This is a genomic window from Nonomuraea ceibae, from assembly GCF_019396325.1.
Lineage (GTDB): Bacteria > Actinomycetota > Actinomycetes > Streptosporangiales > Streptosporangiaceae > Nonomuraea > Nonomuraea ceibae.
In genome coordinates, this window is the sequence record NZ_JAHKRO010000034.1 from 62570 (window position 1) to 78960 (window position 16391).

A 16391-nucleotide genomic window follows, 5' to 3' on the forward strand; every position below is an offset into this window, starting at 1 on the left:
ACAGTCCGCTCCATTAAAGCGTGTGGCATACGCGGAAGGAGATTCGCACCTTACCGGTGGGACCCATCAGCGCGCACCCGCCACGCCGGAGCAACTCAGGCGGGCGCGGAATTACGGCCTCGCGTCCGCTGTACCGCGGCTACACCCCTACAGGGCGACGGCGGGTCGACCTGGAGGCGATCCAGGCCGCACGGATCGGCGACGCCGCCCACATCATCGCCGTCAACCCGTGCCTCACCGCCGCGACGCCGCTGCTCTCGGCGCGACCGCAACCCTCGACCCCACCGGCAAAACGATCTCGTCGCCGCCATCATGGCGGCCCGCGGGGCGTCGACGTCGCGATCGAGGCCGTCGGTGAACCCGACCTGGCCACGGCCGCTGCCTGGCCGGATCAGTAATTGGCGAGGTCTGCACCCTGCACGACCTCCCCCGCCTACATGCGCATGGTCACAGGCGGCCATCTGGTCGCCGATGCGCTGGCCACCTCGTGCTGGCCGTTGGAGGAGGTTAATGCCGCCTTCGAGCAGGCCGCCGCCCGAAACGGCGTCCGAGCGATGATCGTATTCTGAGCGGTTGGCCGGGCGGGGTCAGGCACCCGCCGCGAAGGCCTGCTCGACCTCCTGGCGGTGCTCGGTCCACCAGGCCAGCAGCCGTTCGCTGGGGGCCATCAGCGAGTCGGGACCGTGGTCGTCGCGGTCATAGTGGAACTCGAAGATCCAGTAGTCGGACATGCGTTTCCACCACAGCCGGTTTACCGCGTCGGCGAGGTCAGCGTGCGACAACGGCATCACTGCGCGGTAGCCGCCCACGAAGGCGGCCACACGATCCAGGTCGAGCCGGCCGCGCTCACCTCCGAATTGCACCTGCGCGGTTCTGGCCACCTCCTCGGCGAGGGGTTTGACCGCGACCCGATCCCAGTCGAGAACAGCCGTGACCGCACCCTCACGGCGCAGAACGTTGCGGTATTGCAGGTCGCCGTGGGTCCAGCCGAACGGTCCGGGAGCCTCACCCTCGACCGGGCGGGACTCCCGGTGTTTGTCGACAAGCATTTTGCGTTCTTCCAGCAGCTGTCGCGCCTTTTCGTCGAAGGCGTTCGGCTCACCCTTTGCGCTGATCACGCTCAACAGCCGGTCGGCCTTCGCGAGCGCCATGTCCGGGCTGGTCACTTTCGCGCGTGGCCGGACATCGGCCACCGGCAGAAGCACAGATACTTGATCGTTCAGGGCTTGGTGGAGGCCGGCCACCAGCGCCCCAAAGTCGGCAACTTCCGCGAGCGGCAGGTCCACTCCCTCGATGTGGGTGCCTTGCGCCCACGGGGAGAGCAGATAGTGACGTGAATCGATCTGCAGCACGACAGCACCGTCGCTGGTTTGCACCGGGGCACAGACCGGAAGCCCGGCCGATGCCAATGCGCTCAGAACCAGCGCGTTGCGACGTGCGATCTCGGCAGGGACGTCACACAACAGCTTGAGCGCGTATACCCCGGCGTCGGTGTCCAGGCGCCAGTTACGGTTCATCAGCCCCTCGGCGAGGAACGTCACCTCCTGGATCTCGCCCAGCCCGAACTCCTGCCGTACCGCTGTCAGGTCCCCGGCGTCGGGCCCGTCACGGAAATGGCCCGGTGCCGCTGAAGTTCCGTCCGTCATCACGGCGACGACGTTAGTCAGATCTGCCCGAGCATGTAGATCGAAGCCGACCCTGGTCGAGGTCGGCCGTCTGCACCCGCGGCACCGCCGGGCTCAGCCACTCGACGGCCGGTAGACGGTGGTGCCGTGCTCCCGCGCGGCCAGCGCCGCCGGCACCCGGGCCGCGTCCGCCTCCGCCAGCCGGGCCGCCGCCTCCTCAGGCGGGCAGAACGCCGCGTCGTCGAGCCCGGTGGCCGGACGGCGGCGCCCAGTCGACCACGAGCAGCCGCCCCACCTCCACACGCAGGCCCAGTTCCTCGTCCAGCTCGCGCGCACGCGACCTCCGACGCCGCCCTCCTCCAGGGCAAGCAGCCGGCCGACAGCGAAGCCACCATGGACCGCCTCACCTGACTCCTGGTCGAGAACCCGGGATGACGCCCTGCGTCGAGGCGCCCCCACCCCTAGCAGCATGATCGCCTACGCTGGCAACGTTCCTGGACGCCGCACCAGCAGCGGAGATCCGATATCCTGATCGGGCCTAAAAGATTCAGGCTGGTGTGGTTATTCTAGCCCTCGCACTCCTGTGAGATGCAGTCGCACCCGATGCGAACCCGAGGCGCCCAACTCCCGCAACGTAGCGGTCGACGGCGCCAGCGCGAGCGTCCGATGGCGTCGTCGTCCTGAACAAGGAACGGACGATGAGCAAGAAGAGTATCTTTCTCACTCAGGCCATCATGACCTTCATCATGGCTGCGACGATGTCGGGCCTCATGGGCCTCATCTTCAACGGGCCGTCCCTGGAGTGGCTGGCCGGATGGCCCAAGCAATTCATCATCGCGTGGCCCATCGCCTTCGCTGCCACAATGGTTGCCTGGCCGGCGTCGACGGCATTGAGCGGTGCGATCCTTCGGTCCCGCAAGGGCATGCCTGGTGCCGAAGAGGCGGCTTGACCCCTTCGACATCGCTCGCGCCTGGCACGCCTCCACGGGGATCGTGACCGCGCCGTGGACGCGCTGCTGACGGCCGAGCGGGCAGCGCCGGAGGAGGTGTGCTGGCCGTCGGTGACGGCGCTGAACTCCACGATGCGCCTCGAGCCGGGCCGTGTCTCACGTCAGTTTGTACGATGCTCGCGGCGCGTACGCGGACCGGCTCATTCCTGTCTGTTGTGACAGGGGGCGGGGTGCGGTCCTGGCCGGTGGCATGACAAGGTTGCTGAACGAAGAGGGGCCGGCCGATGGCCGGTCAGGCCAGCGACGTTGAGGATGCGCCGAGTGGCGTCCTCAACGGAGAGCGTGTGGTCAAGGAGATGCTCGTGGCCGCCCGGCAGCAGGTCGCCGTCGGCGAACCATTCGGCCATCTGCTCCGGGGTGAACTGGGAGCGCTGAGGGCGGGTCTCGTGGCGGCGAAGTGTCTCCTCCCAAGGCACATCCAGGTAGAAGAAGACCGCTGGGCCCTGGTGCTCGCGCCGGAGGCGGTCGAGCATCGCCCCGTAGCGGCTGCCGGTCAGGATCCCTTCGAGTACGACATGGTGGTCGTGGGCGAGCGCATGGAGGCATATCGTCTTGAGCAGCCCGATGTTGACACCGCCGGGCACGTCCGGCTCGCGCAGCATCTCGCGGCGGACGATGTCCTGGCTGATGATGGCGAGTCCACGTCGCCCGTACGCTTCGCGCACGGCCTTGGCCAGGGTGGTCTTTCCTGAACCGGAGTTGCCGCGGATGACGATGAGCTTGGTCTGTGTGTCGGGCATCGTTACTGCTCACCGCCGTGGTGCTCCCAGTTCATGACGAGCAGGGTGTGGCGCTTGGGGAAGATCCGGCCCACCGCCGGAACCGGGACCTTGGCGTCGGCGGGGTGGAGGGTGAAGGTCGGGCCTGGGTGGTTACGCCAGCGCTGGTCCCAGGTGGCCACGTGGTCGTGCAGCCTTCGGGCGAGCCGGGCCCCGTCACGCCCGTGGCCATGGACGCCGAACTCCCAGCGGCGCCGTTGGCTGTCGCCTGGCGCGAGCTCCCGGTAGGAGAGATAGGCGAAGCTGCCGGGGGTGATGAGGACGGGGCAGTACCAGCGTAGGACGGGCTTGATGAGTCGGCCTTCCTCACGGGTCTCGTCTGCCCAGATCATGCCGAAGGAGTCGTCGGCGGTGGCGCACCACAAGTTCAGCGAGTCGAACGGTTGCGCCCAGTCGAAGGTGACGCCGGTCCACAGCTCGCTCCGCTCACCCCGCAGCGCTTCCTCAAGCGCCGTGAGGTCAAGCGGGGGTCCGCTTTCCAGCGTGAGCCGTACCGCTCCGTCCGCCAGAACTGCTACTTGATCCGGCAACGCGCCTTGCCCTTGGCAGGCGACGAATCCGCATACCGTCGGGTCCAGCCCGACGAAATGGTCACCTTCCCGGATGAAGGTGAATGACCGGCTGACCGTAGAGAACCGCAAAGGAGCCACCATGCGGCCGGCTGGGGCGAGCAGGTGCCCCCAGGGAATGTCGTAGAGGCCGACCGTGATGATGATGGCATCGAAGCCGCCCTTGGGCGTGTGCTGCTCGACAGTGTGCTCGGCGTCCCCGAGGACGACCTTCACCTGTCGATACCGGTCTCGGCCAGGAAGCGCTCGGCCCGCTCGGTGACCCACGGGTCGATGTCGAAGGTGACCACCAGCCCTTCGGGTCCGACGATCTCGGAGATCAGCGCTGCGTTGTAGCCGCCGCTTCCGATCTCGGCGACTTTCGCCCCGCGGAAGAGTTGGGCGGCCTGCAGCATCTCGGCCTGGAGCCACGGCGCGCTGATCGAGCTGGTCGACACACCGGCCGCGTCGCGCTTCGTGGTGACGGTGTCCCTGGCCGAGTACACGGCGGCTGGCGGTGCCTCGGGCGCGAACCGCTCACGCGGAACGGTGGTGAAGGCGGCGCGCACCGGGGCAGATGTGATCCAGCCCTGTTCGAGGAGGGTGGACACCATCGCGGCTCGTAGCTGTTCGGGCGTCTGAGCTGGTGCAACGTCGGCGGTCATCGGTCCACGGTATCCCCGCGCCCAGCCTGTGGCACGGGCACCGGCCGGTAGCTTGAGGCGGTTTGCGGTGCGCCGGCATGGCGCCTGATGCCGGCCACGATGAGCGCAGCGGCCGGAGGTGTTCACCGGCGCTGCGAGACCCCTGCAGCTGATCAACTGGACCGCCTATCTCCAGCGAGTCATCTGCGAAGCAGAGCTGAGCCGGGTGCCCACCCCGCTGCGACATACCCGGCTCACACCGGTGCTCGCTAAGCTGCGGTAGATGATCCCTGGTGTGCAGAGGCGTCAGCCATACTGGGCATCCAACAGCCTCCCAGCTGTGCCGGAGGGTGGGTACGGGCCGCATAGCGTCCGCTATCGTCACCGCTCGCCTTTTGGGGATGGCGAGCTGCACTGCCGCTGCCAGCGATGAGCCGCAGTCCGTCGTGACGGTCACCGCGTCTCCGGAGCTCCTTCCCGCCTGTCGCGGCCCCCGCAGCCTGACCGAAGGAGAGGACACTGACTTGGACTCCGGGACCGACCGGTGGCGGCGCGATTGACATCCGCGCCTGCGGCATCTACGGGGAGGAGAGCCTGGTGGACTTCCAGACCATGAACGACGCTAAAGGCCGACTTTCTGACCGCAGTCAGACAAGTGTCACCCTCGCACCGGTTGGCGGCGGTCTGTTCTATCTTGACGAGGCTGCCCTCAGTTCACCCTGCTCCACCACGACGACGCGAACCTAGCGGCCGATCGCCGCTCGGCTCGCCCTCCATCAGACACGCAAGGGCCAAGCGGGGCGGAGGGCGGGGCAGGACACGATCATCGCACCGCAGTCCTGGCGCACCTGCTGACCGCGTTCGGGGATCAGCGCATGGTCAGGTGCAGGAGCCGACCGTTGAGGGCTGGCCACGATAGCGGTGAAACGGAGCATCAGATCCCTGACTCTGGCGAACTGGTCGCAGGGATCACGATACGGAACGCTGTTCGCTCATGTGTAATGCTGAGCCGTTAGCAGGTCGCCCACTGGGGCGACCGAGCTCTATGGCCAGCCGTCAAGACTGAATGAATCGCGGCGGCGGTAGGCGTCGAGCCCGGTCCGGATGTAGCCGACGACGTCGTCGGGAAGGTCATCCATCCGGAACCAGTCGACCTTGTCGCATTTGCTCGGCTCCGCGTTGACCGGTTCTCCCGTCCAGCGGGTAGCGGAGAAGAAGACGCCGATGCGGGCCTGACCGTCAGAGTCGGCGTGGTGGCATACGCCCGCGAACGCCAGATCGGCCGGATCGATGACGATGCCGAGTTCCTCGCGGGCCTCGCGTGCCGCCCCCTCAGGCAGTGTTTCGCCGGCGTCGAGACATCCGCCGGGCACCGACCAGGATCCGTCGGCGAACCCGGTGTTGGCCCGCAGCAGGAGGAGCACCCGGCCGTCCTGGATGAGGAGCAGGTGCACGCCCACGTGGGGGCGGAAGGGTTCGGCTGCGGTCATGGCCGTGCTCCCCAGACTGGGCGATGCGGTTGAGTGTCACGCTAATCGCGGCTGCGCGGGGAGCACGGCCCGGTTCGGGTCTCGTCAGCTGCGAGCGAGGGGCATCTGGACGCTGGCCATCGCGTGAACCATGGCGGCGAGGTGGTCGGCGAGCTGCTCCGGGCTGCGCCCGTCCGTATGCAGGTGGTATGCCGTGGGGTCGTGGGCGGCGACCTGGTCGTAGCGGTCCTGAAGTCGTCGCAGCAGAGCCCGGTCAGCGATCAGGTCGCGGTCGGCGGCGGTCTGGTCCCGCTTGCCGAGCATCCGTTCGGTCAGCGTGCGCAGGTCGGTGTGCAGGTAGACGGTCAGGTCCGGTGGAGCCAGGTAGTCGGCGAAGGGGGCGATGGTGTCGATGACGGTGGCGTTGTCGAGGCCGTGTATCGCGGCGTGGTTGGCGACGACGGAGTTGATGTAGCGGTCGGCGATCGCGTGGCCGTGCTGCAGCGCCTCACGGGCCAGGTCGGCGGCGTGCAGCGCCCCAGCCAGGTAGAAGGCCAGCTGGGGCAGCGTGCGGGCGTGCGCGTGGATGTACGGCTGCAGGTCCGACACCGGCGCGGGGACGGTGTGGAACGAGCGGCAGCCGAGGCGTTCGGCGAGGTGCGCGGCGAGGGTGGATTTACCTGATCCGCTGATCCCCTCCAGGACCACGAAGATGCCCGAGCGAGGCATGTTGTGAGGCTGGTAGGCGGCGGGCAGCGGCTTGCCGCGGGTTGCGGTGATGGTCATGAGAGCGTCCCTTCGGTGAAAGCGTCCAGGTGGGCGGAGACGGCCGCCGGCGGCGCGGCGGGGTCGCCGGTGTAGGGGGTGACGTTGAGGCGCAGATCGGGGCGGAGCAGGCACGGGCTGAGCGCGCCGGCAGAGTCCAGGCGCAGCGCCCAGAACCCTTCGATGCACTGCGACCGCTTGGGGCAGGTGGCGCACTGGCCGACGTAGTGGCGGCCGAGTGACGCGTCGATGACCTCGATGGCCATGTCGCCGCGCCGGCCGGGCACGGTGAAGACCCGGCGTCCCTGCCCCGTGCCGGAGGTACAACTTCTTCGCCGGCGGCGATGGAGCGTAGGTAGGCGCTGATGCCGCTGGAGGGCACCTTGGAGCCGCCCAGGTTTCCGTTGTGGTCCGTGTCGACGAGCTCGATGATCTGCAGGCCGGTGCCGAGCTCGCGGGTGTAGGCGATGATGTCCATCACCTCGTGAGCGTTCTGCTCCTGCAAGAGCAGATTCAACTCCACGACGGGGATGACGTCGATCGTAGCCTCGATGCCGTTCTTGATTTTCGCGATGTCGCCGGGCTTGCCCTCGGCGATGGCGGCGATGGAGGCGTCGGAGAAGTAGTGCAAGGAGACCTTGATCCGGTCCAGCGCGGTGGTGGCAAGCCAGTCGAGGTCCCTGGTGAGGGTGAGCCCGTTTGTGATCAGCGTGGTGGTGTAGTCGCTCATCTGATGCTCAGGCAGAACCTGCAGGATCGGGCGGGCCAGCGGGGACAGCAACGGCTCGCCGCCGGTGAAGAAGACGCGCTGGATCCCGGCGGCGGTCATGGCGTTGATCGCGGTCAGGAAGTCGCTAGCGTCGAAAGCCCTGCGGCGAGGCTGCATCGCACGGTCATGGTGGGTGATGCGTGGCGGGATCTCGCTCTCGTTGTGGCAGAACCAGCAGCCGAGCTGGCAGCGGGGGGTGAGGGAAACGCGCAGCTGCCCGCCGCGGCGGGCGAAGTCGCCGCCTGCCCCCGCGGTGAGGTTGAGGCCGGGCGTGGTCGTGGTCGATGCCATGGGCACTCCTGGAGTCCGGTTAGGTCCAGCAGGCCCCGATCCGGCCGACGTTTCTAGACGTTGTTGCACGTCACGGCAGCGGTTTGCATGTTCTGCAAACAGCCGTGCCTCACGCCCGCAGGCGGGTTACGGTGAGGCCGGGACTCTCATGTGGAGCAGTGATGCATCCATCTGGTAGCCGGTCCGCCGGCGCTCTGGGCCTACCGGAGTCGGCCCGCGCCGCGCGGCTCTCCGATCCAACTGCCGGCCTGGCTGATGCGCTGTTCGGCTACAAGCCCGTCGCCGCTTCCCGGGTTCCGCTGCCGAAGCTGAGCGCCGCTGTTGGCCAGGCACGCGACCTGTTCCAGGGGGCCCGCTACGACGAGCTGGCGCCGCGCCTGCCGCGCCTGATAGCCGCTGCGAACGCCGTCAGGAACGACGTCGATGGGCAAGACCGGCAGACGGCGGACATGCTGCTCTCCGACGCCTACATCGTCGCATCCGCCTTCATGGTCAAGCTCAATGACGATCAGCTTGCGTGGGCGACCGCGGACCGGGCCGTCCAAGCCGCTGCCGCCTCCGGAGATGCGATCACTCTGGCTGACGCCCAGCGCAGCCTCGCCACTGTCATGCGCCGCACCGGTCGCCCTGACCGGGCACGTGAGCTGCTGATCACCGCCGCCGACAACATCGCCCCTGCGCGAGCCGCTTCCACGGAGCAACTATCGATGTACGGGACGCTGTTGCAGGTGGCCGCCTACACCGCAGCTGTCGACGGCGACCGGGACCAGGCCGCTGAGCTCATCGCTGCCGCCCAGGCAGCCGCGACAGCGGTCGAGGGCGACAGCGGCAGGTACGCGTTCGGGCTGACCAACGTCACTCTGTACCAGATCAGCATCGCCCAGGTCCTTGGTGACAGCGGCGCCGCCATCGCGCATGCCAAGACGATCGACCCGGCGGTGATCCCCACCGCGGAGCGTCGAGGTCGCTTCTGGATAGACGTCGCCCGTGCTTGGCATCAGTGGGGCAAGTTGGAAGCCTGCTATCGGGCGCTGCTGACGGCCGAACGGGTGGCGCCTGCTGAGGTGCGCTTCCGGCCTCCAGTTCACCGGATGGCACATGATCTCCTTCAGGCTGACCGGAGGGTATCTCTCCCCGGGCTGCGCTCCTTCGCGGCGAGGATCGGCGTCCGGGTGTGAACGGGCTTGGAAGCGACGATCCAGCAGAACCGCGCATTCAGAAGCGGCACGCTCGGGCGACCGGCGACCAACGCCGGCGTTCTCGAAACGGGCAGCTCCCCCGGAGCGGTGGCGAGGGCTGGGTTGTCACCCCTCGGATCGCAGGAATTCATGGGCTCCGCGCAGGCAGGTAGCGAGGCGCTTTGGGTGCGGCTGCTGTCCAGTCGGAAGTCCAGTGCGGTGACCGGGCCCCTCTGGGAGCTGCGGCCGTGGGGGAGGGTGTCCGGGTTGTACCCGGCGCGGCGGGCGATCAGCATGCCGAGCTTGTGCTGGCTGACCGCGTCCGCGCCCGTGAGAATGAGAAAGACCGTTTGTGTCGCCTATGTCCCAGGCCGCGCCTGAAAATGCCCGGTCGCGAACCTTGCTGTCGAGGCGCTGGATGATCTCGTCATGAAAGGTCATCGGGAATCCTCGCGCCGCCCCGCTTGCTGGCCGGGCTGGTGAAGCGGCTGGGAGCTTGTGGCTGCCATGCACCCCAGCAAGGCTGGTGGTTTATGCGCGAACCTACCCTCGTGTGGCTGGCATGGGCTCAGTAGCGATGTGATCGGGCTGCCGCCTTGGCAATGGCGGCGCCGTCCAGCTCGATGGTGGCTGGTCTGATTCCCGAGGCGGACCACTCGGTCATGAGGGCGAATTCCTTCGCCGGAGGCAACGGCTGGAGCCAAAGATTCATCTGTACCAGGGTGGCAGCCGTAGTGCCGCTCGCGCCTGAGGGGGCGAGTGACAGTCCGGGTTCGCCATCCTCGAACTCCTGTCCCGTTGAGATCTCGACACCGTCGGCGTAGTTCACTGTGAAGCGCAATATCCCGTCGGTACTCCCCTCCGGGACCGCCGGGGCGTGGAACAGCGACGATCGCAGAGCGTCCCATCGCTCATCAGGCATTGCGTTGTGATTCACTACTACCTCTACCTGCAAGAGACAAGCGAAACGGTATACCCGAATAAGGGGCAGGGCGATCACGATAGATTCACTCCGCGTGATTAAGCGCTCTACCGGCAGTATGCTGCCCATCTCGGTGAATACCAGCGCGCGTTGCAGGTCATCGTCCATAGTTCCTCAAAGCGGGAGTAGTGATTCGGAACGAATAGTTCCCGGCGCTCATGCTGGACGCCGGGAACTATCAGGGGTAGTCCCTAGCACGCAGTGGTAGCATCGGCCTGCTTGTCGGTGGTGATGTCCCGGCGAGCGATGCAGTCGTCGTCCCACATTCGGGCGTGTAGCCACCAGCCGTAGTACAGAGGGTTGGACGGAGAGGGCTCCTTCTTGCATTGATAGGCGACGGCCATCTTGGCTCGGATCATGTCGCGGCCTACCTTATCGCAGCGACTGAAGTCCTGATCATAGAAGGCCAGCTTATACCATCGGTAGGCAAGCGTCTGGCTAGCCGAGTTGCTGGCCGCGCCCTCATTTGTAGTTATGGTCACAGTCGCGGGAGCGGCCGTGATCGCGTGGGCGGTGCTAGGAATTGCGAGGAATCCAAGCACCCCCACGATCATGGCGATTGCTGCGCCGAGCAGGTGTTTCCGCATACAGAGCACCTTTCTTGAGTGACTGCCTTTGCGTTGCCTGGCAAAGGTATCCAGTAAAAGAAAAGGTGCCTTTTTTTAGAATGCTATTATACTGGTAATTCCCATCTCCAAAATTAGATGTGCCGTGTTATCTGGTCTAGTTGATTTTTGGATATCTACTTGGTTGAGCGTTGAGTCGCCCGCGGCCACAGTGTCGTGATCGGGAGCCGTTGCATGAGGGTGGGCTGTGACCCTGCTTCAGGGTGCAGTCTGGTCAGCCTGCACCCACGCGTAGACGTCGGCGATGCCATCAACGAGCGGGATGTGGGCATGCCAGCCCAGGTACCGTTCCGCTGCGGTGCTGTCGAGTGCGGAGCGCTGGAGTTCGCCCGGCCGGGCCGCCTCGAAGCGGGGCTCGACCTGGCGGCAGGCGGCGGCCCCCACCAGGGCGAGCAGGTCCAGGACACTGTTCTCCTGGCCGGTGCCGATGTTCCAGATGCCGGGGGGGGCGTGGTCGGCCGCCGCGACGAAGGCGTCAGCCACGTCGGCGACGTGCACGTAATCGCGGGTGGCTTTCCCGTCGCCGTAGATGATCGGTTGCTGGCCGGCGGCGATACGGCCGCAGAAGATCGCCATCACGCCCGCTTCCCCGCCCGGTCCTGTCGGGGCCCGTACACGTTGCCGAGCCGCAACGCCGTGTGCCGGGTGCCGTAGAGCCGGTTGTAGAGGCCGAGGTACTGCTCGGCGCAGTACTTGGCCGTCCCGTACGGCGCTTCCGGCGCGGGAAGGGTCTCCTCCGGGGACGGTATCGGGGCGTTGCGGCCGTACAGGGCGCCGCCGGTGGAGGCAAACACCAGTCGTGCGCCGACCTGGTGGGCGGCGTGGAGCAGATTGATGGTGCCGCCGATGTTGATGACGGCGTCACGAGCGGGGTCCTCGACCGACCTGCGGACGTCGATCTGCGCCGCCAGATGGCAGATGACGTCCGGCCGGGTCTGGCCGACGATCCTGGCGACGCTGGCCGCATCGGTGATGTCAGCGCGACGCAGGTCCGCCTCGTCGGGGAGCCGGGAGAGTTTGCCGGAGGAGAGGTTGTCCAAGACGGTCACGTCGTCGCCGCGGCGGGTGAAGGCATCGAACAGATGGGAGCCGATGAACCCGGCCCCGCCCGTGATCAGTACACGCATTTATGGTCACCCTACGTATCGGAGTTGGTTGGTGGTGGGGAAATCCTGCTGTGGCGCACGCCCCAGATCGGCGGCGCACCGGAAGCCGAGGCTCCAGTTGCTGTAGAGGGGATCGCAGGCGATCCGCTCGGTGGTACGTGCCTGGTGGCGCCAGTGCATCCAGCCGCCGCCGCGCGTGGTGACGTACCTGCTGCGCAGGCGGTGCAGCCGCTGGTAGAGCGGGTCGTAGTCCTGGCCCGGGTCGTACAGCTCGTAGGGCGAGGCGGTCCATTCGGACACGTTGCCCGCCATGTCGGAGATCCCGAACGGGGAGTCGCCCCACGGCGACCACGTGCCAACCGGAGTGGTGGCCGGCAGCAGCCCCACCGTGGCGCGGTGCTGCTGCCACCAGGCCGCCCACTGCTGCGCCGACTCAATCATCCGGCCCGCCCACTCATCCGCAGTGGTGCCCTTGCCGAACACCCATTCCTGCCCCCAGGGCCACGGCTGCCAGAACCGGCCGTGGGCGGCGTACTCCCACTCCTGCTCCGTGGGCAGCCGCTTGCCCGCCCACGCCGCGTACGCCTGTGCGTCGGCCAGCGCGACGTACACCACCGGGTTCCCCTCCTGCCCGGCGATGCTCGTGCCGGGCCCGCCCGGCCGCAGCCAGCACGCCCCTCGCGCCTCGGCCCAGTACGAGTCGTAGATCAGCCCGTAGCCGCGCCGCTCGGCCACCGTCTGGTAGCCGGTCTCATACGCGAACCGGGCGAACTCGGTGTTGGTGACCGGGTATCGGTCGAGCAGAAACGCCTCCACGGTGTGGATGTGCTGGGGCGCCTCGTCGGCGAACCACGACCGTGGATACGGCTGCTCGGCGGTCAGCTCGCTCAGATGGTGCTCGGGGGCGCCGATCAGGGCAGGCCCGCCCGGTATGAGCACCATCTGATCTACCGCCTTCACCCTCCCGCCACCGCGGGCAGCACGACGATCTCCGTCGCGTCCGTCACGGGCGTGTCCAGCCCCTGCGCCTGCCGGATGTTGGTGTCGCCGGCGTAGATGTTCACCCAGCTCGCCACCTGTCCGCGCTCGTTGAAGATCCGCTGGCGGAACATCAGATATGCCTCGGTGAGCCAGCCCACGGCTGCCTGGACCGTGGTGGCCTGGCAGTGGGGAGGGGAGCGTCCTGCGCGATCCCGGCGACGGAACGCCACGCCGCCGGGATGATCAGCGTCGGCATCGCCGCTCTCACCGCCCGGACGCGGCCGGGCTGCGGTACCACTCCACGGTGCGGGCGATCCCGTCGACGAGCGGCACCTGCGGCTCCCAGCCGAGCACCTTGCCCGCGTAGGTGATGTCCAGGCGGCGCCGGGCCGGTGAGTCGCGGCGTCGGGGGCCTGCGCCCGCATCGCCCGCGTTGGAGCCGGGGGAGAGGGCTCACCCTTCGAGCACCTGAAGATCACTGCTGAGAGCGCTGAGGACGACGAGCCGCGAAGCGCCCTCCTGCGTCGGCAGGCGTACTACATGGCCAGCTTCGACGACAGCTCGGACACGGGGGAGTGGCTGGCCAGTATGCAGAAGGCTGAGATTCGGCGCCTGCGCCGCACGAGCGGATGGACCCCTTCGTGGGCAGCGTCGAGCACCTCGGCCACGTCCGCCGGCGGCGGGCCAGAGCTGATGGTGTTGTCGGAGTCCAGCGTGCAGCCGGGGTGGTCGAATGCGCCGGCCGGCGAGCTGCGCACGCCTACTGCGCTCGAGGTGGGTGCGGCTGTGCCATACGGCGGCGTCGCGCAGGAGGGACGGCAGTTCGTGAACCCTGGTGTCGTCCCGGCTCGCCACCGCCTACGGGCTTCGACGGTCACCACGGTGGAATCGAAGGGCGCATAGTTGGAGCAGCCGAGCTCGCCGTCGCCGAGCACCACATCCACATGCTGATAGCCATGGGCGTCCAGCAGTGCGGGACGCTGGCGATAGCGCCCAACACCGCACGGTGGTGGCGCCCCTGGCTCGATGTGGGGCAACGGCAAGAGCACGGCCACCGCGCTTCCGGCGCGGCGTCGAGCCAGGATCCGATCGCCTGTGACCAGGATGTCGGCAAGCTAGGTGAGAGCGGTCTCCCCGTCCGGACGCCAGCGTCTGCGCCTCTCGTGAAATGAGCCTCAGCGTGCTGTGCAGCCAGGCGGCATCGTCGTCGTCCCAGCAAAGCGGCCGCCCGGGATCCGGTTCAACACCATGGTGACGCGCGGGTTGGCGGACAGGCGCGATTACGGCCGGAACGGCGGCCCTCGTTGCAGCGCTGATCGGTGCAGTCCGGAGAGCAGCTGTCGTCTTGCGATGCCTCCGAGTTCGCCTGCAAAGCCAACTGCGTGGGCAGTCTCTGCACTGGCGGATGCGGAGTGGTTCGCAGCCCGCTAGAGTTCGCGATCACCGGCACGGGCGGCACTACTGCTGCCGGCCATCGCGAGCGGGCCGCCCGGCTGGCCGTCGGGGGAGCGGGACGAGCGCGAGGGGACGGGGTTGGCCAGCCAGAGCAGGGGACGGCCGGGCTGGTTGCACGTGGGCGCGCTCGAGGAGCGGCTGCACCGGGCTTGGGACGCGGGTACGTTTCCGCCCGCGGAGGTGCTGCTCACCATCATGACGCTGTCGGCCGTGCCCCGGGCGCTGGGAACACGCCTGGCCGCTCACCTTGAGGGCGGGATCGTCGTGGGTCCGGGAGCTGTCCCTGACTTGCTGGGTTTCGAGGCGATGCGCGGCATTCAGCTACCCCTGCAGCAGGGCTCGTGGGAGCGAAGTGCGGGCGTCTATGATCCGGCCCGGCGCATGATCGGCGTCGGCAGCGTTCCGTCGCCGTCGGTCAGCGTCGCCGGCCATGAACTGGGACACGCGACCGATCACCTGGAGGGGCTGCCGTCGCGCAGCGCGTTCTGGGCCGGCATCCATGCGCAGAACGCCCTCCGGCTGGCGCCACCCTATCGGCAGGACGTCGCCGAGTTGTTCGCTGAGACGTTCGCCTGCGTCCTCATCCGCCGAGCCCGCCGCCTGATCCAGTTGTACGGCAATGATGAGCGGCCGGCTCAGCAGGCCTACATCTGGATGGCGGGACGGTATGGAATCGGCTGAAGAGCGACATCTCCTCCATCCGGGCCCGCTCCGCGCTAAGCTGGGGGTGAGAAGGGGACTCGTGAGATGGAAGGGACTCAGCTCATGACCGCGATCATGCTGGCCCACGGAGTCCTTCGCGTCCCTGCCCCCGTGGTGTTGGAGGACGGAACCCGTGTCCATCTGACACGTGACATCGAGCCTGGGGCGCCGGACTACGACGAGTGGCTGCCTCACGCTGTTCCCGAAGTGGACGCCTGGCATGGCGACACCGACGATACGGCGATCTTGGACCGGTGGCGCGCGGCCGCGAGCGCGTGAGCATCACCCAGGCGAACACCTAATCCGGTAGCAGCCCGGCTCGCGCTCCTCACCGTCGCCGTTGCGCCTGCTGGCCCGCTCGCTACAACGGCGACCGCGATGAGGCGCTGTTGCCGGACACCCTCGGTCACTCTCGTAGCCGGTCCGTGGCAGATCATCAAGAGTTGTTCCTCGCTTCGGAGAACCCGGAGCTGGTGGAAGGCCGCGAGGGAGCCTTGCGGCAGCGGGCCGTGCTCGAGGCTTGCTGACCGGCACCGTATCCGGACGTTGAGCTGGCGGCGCAGCTGATCACACTGCTGCCCACCGACAGAACTGAGCGCGGGCCGACGGCGCGCTGCCGCACGTGTAAATCATCAATGGCGTGAGCATCAATGCTGGCACACGGTTGCCACGGGCGTAGGCGATGCAGGGGAGCTGTTCCGCCGGATCCTCTGATCGTGCAGGTCGGGGTTCGGAGAGCAGCCGAGATCGACGCGCCGCAGGTGGGCGTCGTTGTGGCTCTCTGATCTCCGGGTGAGCTATCCTCCAGCTCGAACATATCTTCGAAGGTGAGGTGGGTAGGATGGGAACGGATCCAAGCCCCAGCTCCGTGCTGACCCCACTCGATAACGTCGGCCTCCCCCATGCTCTGCGCCGCGCCTCGGACAGCTCACTCGAAGCCCTGGTCTCCTGGGTGGAGAACATCACAGGCGATTTCCGCGGCGGCCTTCGGTCTTGCCTTGTCACCGGTGCATCACTCGTGACCTGCACGAGGCGGGACGGCGGGTATCGCAGAACACCGTCGCCGGACGCATGGCCGAGCTCGGGTTAGCCGGCCGGGCGGCCAAGAAACGCCGTTCGCTGACCCGGCACGGCAAACGGCCCGCCGCCCCGACCTCGTTCGGCGCTCGTTCACCGCGGTCGCACCGGACGTGCTGTGGTGCGGCAACGTCACCGAGACCGTCACTGGCAAGGGCAAGCTCTATCTGGCCACCGTCGAAGATCTGTTCTCCCGCCGGCTGCTCGGCTACGCCATGTCCGAGGATCACGACGCGGCGCGGGAGTGTAAGGACAACGGCTCTGGCCCGTAATCGGTGGTGGCATTAAGTGATCATCACTGAAGCAGGATGCGGTGGCGCAGAAGGTCGAATCCGGCCCGGCCGTGCATCTGGCGCATGATCCTCTTCGTGCGAGTGTTGACGC

Annotated in this window: 21 protein-coding genes; 6 read left to right on the plus strand and 15 right to left on the minus strand. The window is 67.5% G+C overall.

Annotated elements, in window-relative coordinates:
- The first annotated feature begins 437 nt into the window (after nucleotides 1-437).
- The gene (locus KME80_RS51950; RefSeq protein ID WP_281427113.1) at nucleotides 438-569 is read left to right on the plus strand and encodes a hypothetical protein; all 132 of its coding nucleotides are present in this window, start codon (nucleotides 438-440) and stop codon (nucleotides 567-569) included.
- Between the two features lie 18 nt (nucleotides 570-587).
- Here the strand turns inward: KME80_RS51950 and KME80_RS22080 are convergent, their stop codons facing one another.
- The gene (locus KME80_RS22080) at nucleotides 588-1646 is read right to left on the minus strand and encodes a phosphotransferase (RefSeq protein WP_246645422.1); all 1059 of its coding nucleotides are present in this window, start codon (nucleotides 1644-1646) and stop codon (nucleotides 588-590) included.
- A 93-nt stretch (nucleotides 1647-1739) separates the two neighbouring features.
- Nucleotides 1740-1961: a hypothetical protein gene (locus tag KME80_RS22085; RefSeq protein WP_219507922.1), complete on the minus strand. Its 222-nt coding sequence runs from the start codon at nucleotides 1959-1961 to the stop codon at nucleotides 1740-1742.
- A 362-nt stretch (nucleotides 1962-2323) separates the two neighbouring features.
- Here KME80_RS22085 and KME80_RS22090 point away from each other — a divergent pair, with 362 nt between their 5' ends.
- Nucleotides 2324-2575, plus strand: coding sequence for a DUF2798 domain-containing protein (locus tag KME80_RS22090; protein WP_219507923.1), 252 nt, complete (start codon nucleotides 2324-2326; stop codon nucleotides 2573-2575).
- Nucleotides 2576-2775: 200 nt separating this feature from the next.
- Here the strand turns inward: KME80_RS22090 and KME80_RS22095 are convergent, their stop codons facing one another.
- From KME80_RS22095 to KME80_RS22120, 6 genes are all read right to left on the minus strand, one after another.
- Complete coding sequence (locus tag KME80_RS22095) at nucleotides 2776-3375, minus strand: AAA family ATPase (protein WP_219507924.1); 600 nt, start codon at nucleotides 3373-3375, stop codon at nucleotides 2776-2778.
- Nucleotides 3376-3377: 2 nt separating this feature from the next.
- Nucleotides 3378-4199 (minus strand): class I SAM-dependent methyltransferase, encoded by an 822-nt coding sequence (locus KME80_RS22100; RefSeq protein WP_219507925.1) that lies wholly within the window; start codon nucleotides 4197-4199, stop codon nucleotides 3378-3380.
- Nucleotides 4196-4627 (minus strand): class I SAM-dependent methyltransferase, encoded by a 432-nt coding sequence (locus tag KME80_RS22105; RefSeq protein ID WP_219507926.1) that lies wholly within the window; start codon nucleotides 4625-4627, stop codon nucleotides 4196-4198. The genes KME80_RS22100 and KME80_RS22105 overlap by 4 nt, the downstream gene beginning before the upstream one ends.
- A gap of 1022 nt (nucleotides 4628-5649) precedes the next feature.
- Nucleotides 5650-6096 carry an NUDIX hydrolase gene (locus KME80_RS22110; protein ID WP_219507927.1) on the minus strand — a complete coding sequence of 149 codons (447 nt, stop codon included), beginning with the start codon at nucleotides 6094-6096 and terminating at the stop codon, nucleotides 5650-5652.
- Between the two features lie 84 nt (nucleotides 6097-6180).
- Nucleotides 6181-6804 (minus strand): dTMP kinase, encoded by a 624-nt coding sequence (locus KME80_RS22115; protein ID WP_219507929.1) that lies wholly within the window; start codon nucleotides 6802-6804, stop codon nucleotides 6181-6183.
- On the minus strand, nucleotides 6752-7900 hold the full coding sequence (locus KME80_RS22120) for a radical SAM protein (RefSeq protein ID WP_219507931.1): 1149 nt from the start codon (nucleotides 7898-7900) through the stop codon (nucleotides 6752-6754). Before KME80_RS22120 ends, KME80_RS22115 begins: the two co-directional genes overlap by 53 nt.
- Nucleotides 7901-8061: 161 nt before the next feature.
- On the opposite strand from KME80_RS22120, the gene KME80_RS22125 reads away from it, so the two are divergent.
- Entirely contained in the window at nucleotides 8062-9078 is a 1017-nt protein-coding gene (locus KME80_RS22125) for a hypothetical protein (RefSeq protein ID WP_219507933.1), read from the plus strand.
- Between the two features lie 568 nt (nucleotides 9079-9646).
- Here KME80_RS22125 and KME80_RS22130 read toward each other — a convergent pair.
- The 7 genes from KME80_RS22130 to KME80_RS22160 all read right to left on the minus strand — a co-directional run bounded on the left by KME80_RS22130 (nucleotide 9647) and on the right by KME80_RS22160 (nucleotide 13711).
- Nucleotides 9647-10168 (minus strand): hypothetical protein, encoded by a 522-nt coding sequence (locus KME80_RS22130; protein ID WP_219507934.1) that lies wholly within the window; start codon nucleotides 10166-10168, stop codon nucleotides 9647-9649.
- 83 nt (nucleotides 10169-10251) lie between these two features.
- Nucleotides 10252-10647 carry a hypothetical protein gene (locus tag KME80_RS22135; protein ID WP_219507936.1) on the minus strand — a complete coding sequence of 132 codons (396 nt, stop codon included), beginning with the start codon at nucleotides 10645-10647 and terminating at the stop codon, nucleotides 10252-10254.
- 237 nt (nucleotides 10648-10884) lie between these two features.
- The gene (locus KME80_RS53240) at nucleotides 10885-11262 is read right to left on the minus strand and encodes a GDP-mannose 4,6-dehydratase (protein WP_372455376.1); all 378 of its coding nucleotides are present in this window, start codon (nucleotides 11260-11262) and stop codon (nucleotides 10885-10887) included.
- On the minus strand, nucleotides 11262-11813 hold the full coding sequence (locus KME80_RS53245) for an NAD-dependent epimerase/dehydratase family protein (protein ID WP_219507941.1): 552 nt from the start codon (nucleotides 11811-11813) through the stop codon (nucleotides 11262-11264). The genes KME80_RS53240 and KME80_RS53245 overlap by 1 nt, the downstream gene beginning before the upstream one ends.
- 6 nt (nucleotides 11814-11819) lie before the next feature.
- Complete coding sequence (locus KME80_RS22150; protein ID WP_504739722.1) at nucleotides 11820-12752, minus strand: formylglycine-generating enzyme family protein; 933 nt, start codon at nucleotides 12750-12752, stop codon at nucleotides 11820-11822.
- Complete coding sequence (locus KME80_RS52800) at nucleotides 12749-13003, minus strand: MoaD/ThiS family protein (RefSeq protein ID WP_219507944.1); 255 nt, start codon at nucleotides 13001-13003, stop codon at nucleotides 12749-12751. The genes KME80_RS22150 and KME80_RS52800 overlap by 4 nt, the downstream gene beginning before the upstream one ends.
- A gap of 306 nt (nucleotides 13004-13309) precedes the next feature.
- A complete protein-coding gene (locus KME80_RS22160; RefSeq protein WP_219507946.1) occupies nucleotides 13310-13711 on the minus strand; it encodes a hypothetical protein in 402 nt (133 codons plus the stop codon).
- A gap of 634 nt (nucleotides 13712-14345) precedes the next feature.
- Between KME80_RS22160 and KME80_RS22165 the strand changes: the two genes are divergently transcribed.
- The 3 genes from KME80_RS22165 to KME80_RS22175 all read left to right on the plus strand — a co-directional run bounded on the left by KME80_RS22165 (nucleotide 14346) and on the right by KME80_RS22175 (nucleotide 16279).
- On the plus strand, nucleotides 14346-14909 hold the full coding sequence (locus KME80_RS22165) for a hypothetical protein (RefSeq protein WP_219507948.1): 564 nt from the start codon (nucleotides 14346-14348) through the stop codon (nucleotides 14907-14909).
- 84 nt (nucleotides 14910-14993) lie between these two features.
- Nucleotides 14994-15209 (plus strand): hypothetical protein, encoded by a 216-nt coding sequence (locus KME80_RS22170; RefSeq protein WP_219507950.1) that lies wholly within the window; start codon nucleotides 14994-14996, stop codon nucleotides 15207-15209.
- A gap of 911 nt (nucleotides 15210-16120) precedes the next feature.
- Complete coding sequence (locus KME80_RS22175; RefSeq protein ID WP_219507951.1) at nucleotides 16121-16279, plus strand: hypothetical protein; 159 nt, start codon at nucleotides 16121-16123, stop codon at nucleotides 16277-16279.
- The last annotated feature ends 112 nt before the right edge of the window (nucleotides 16280-16391 follow it).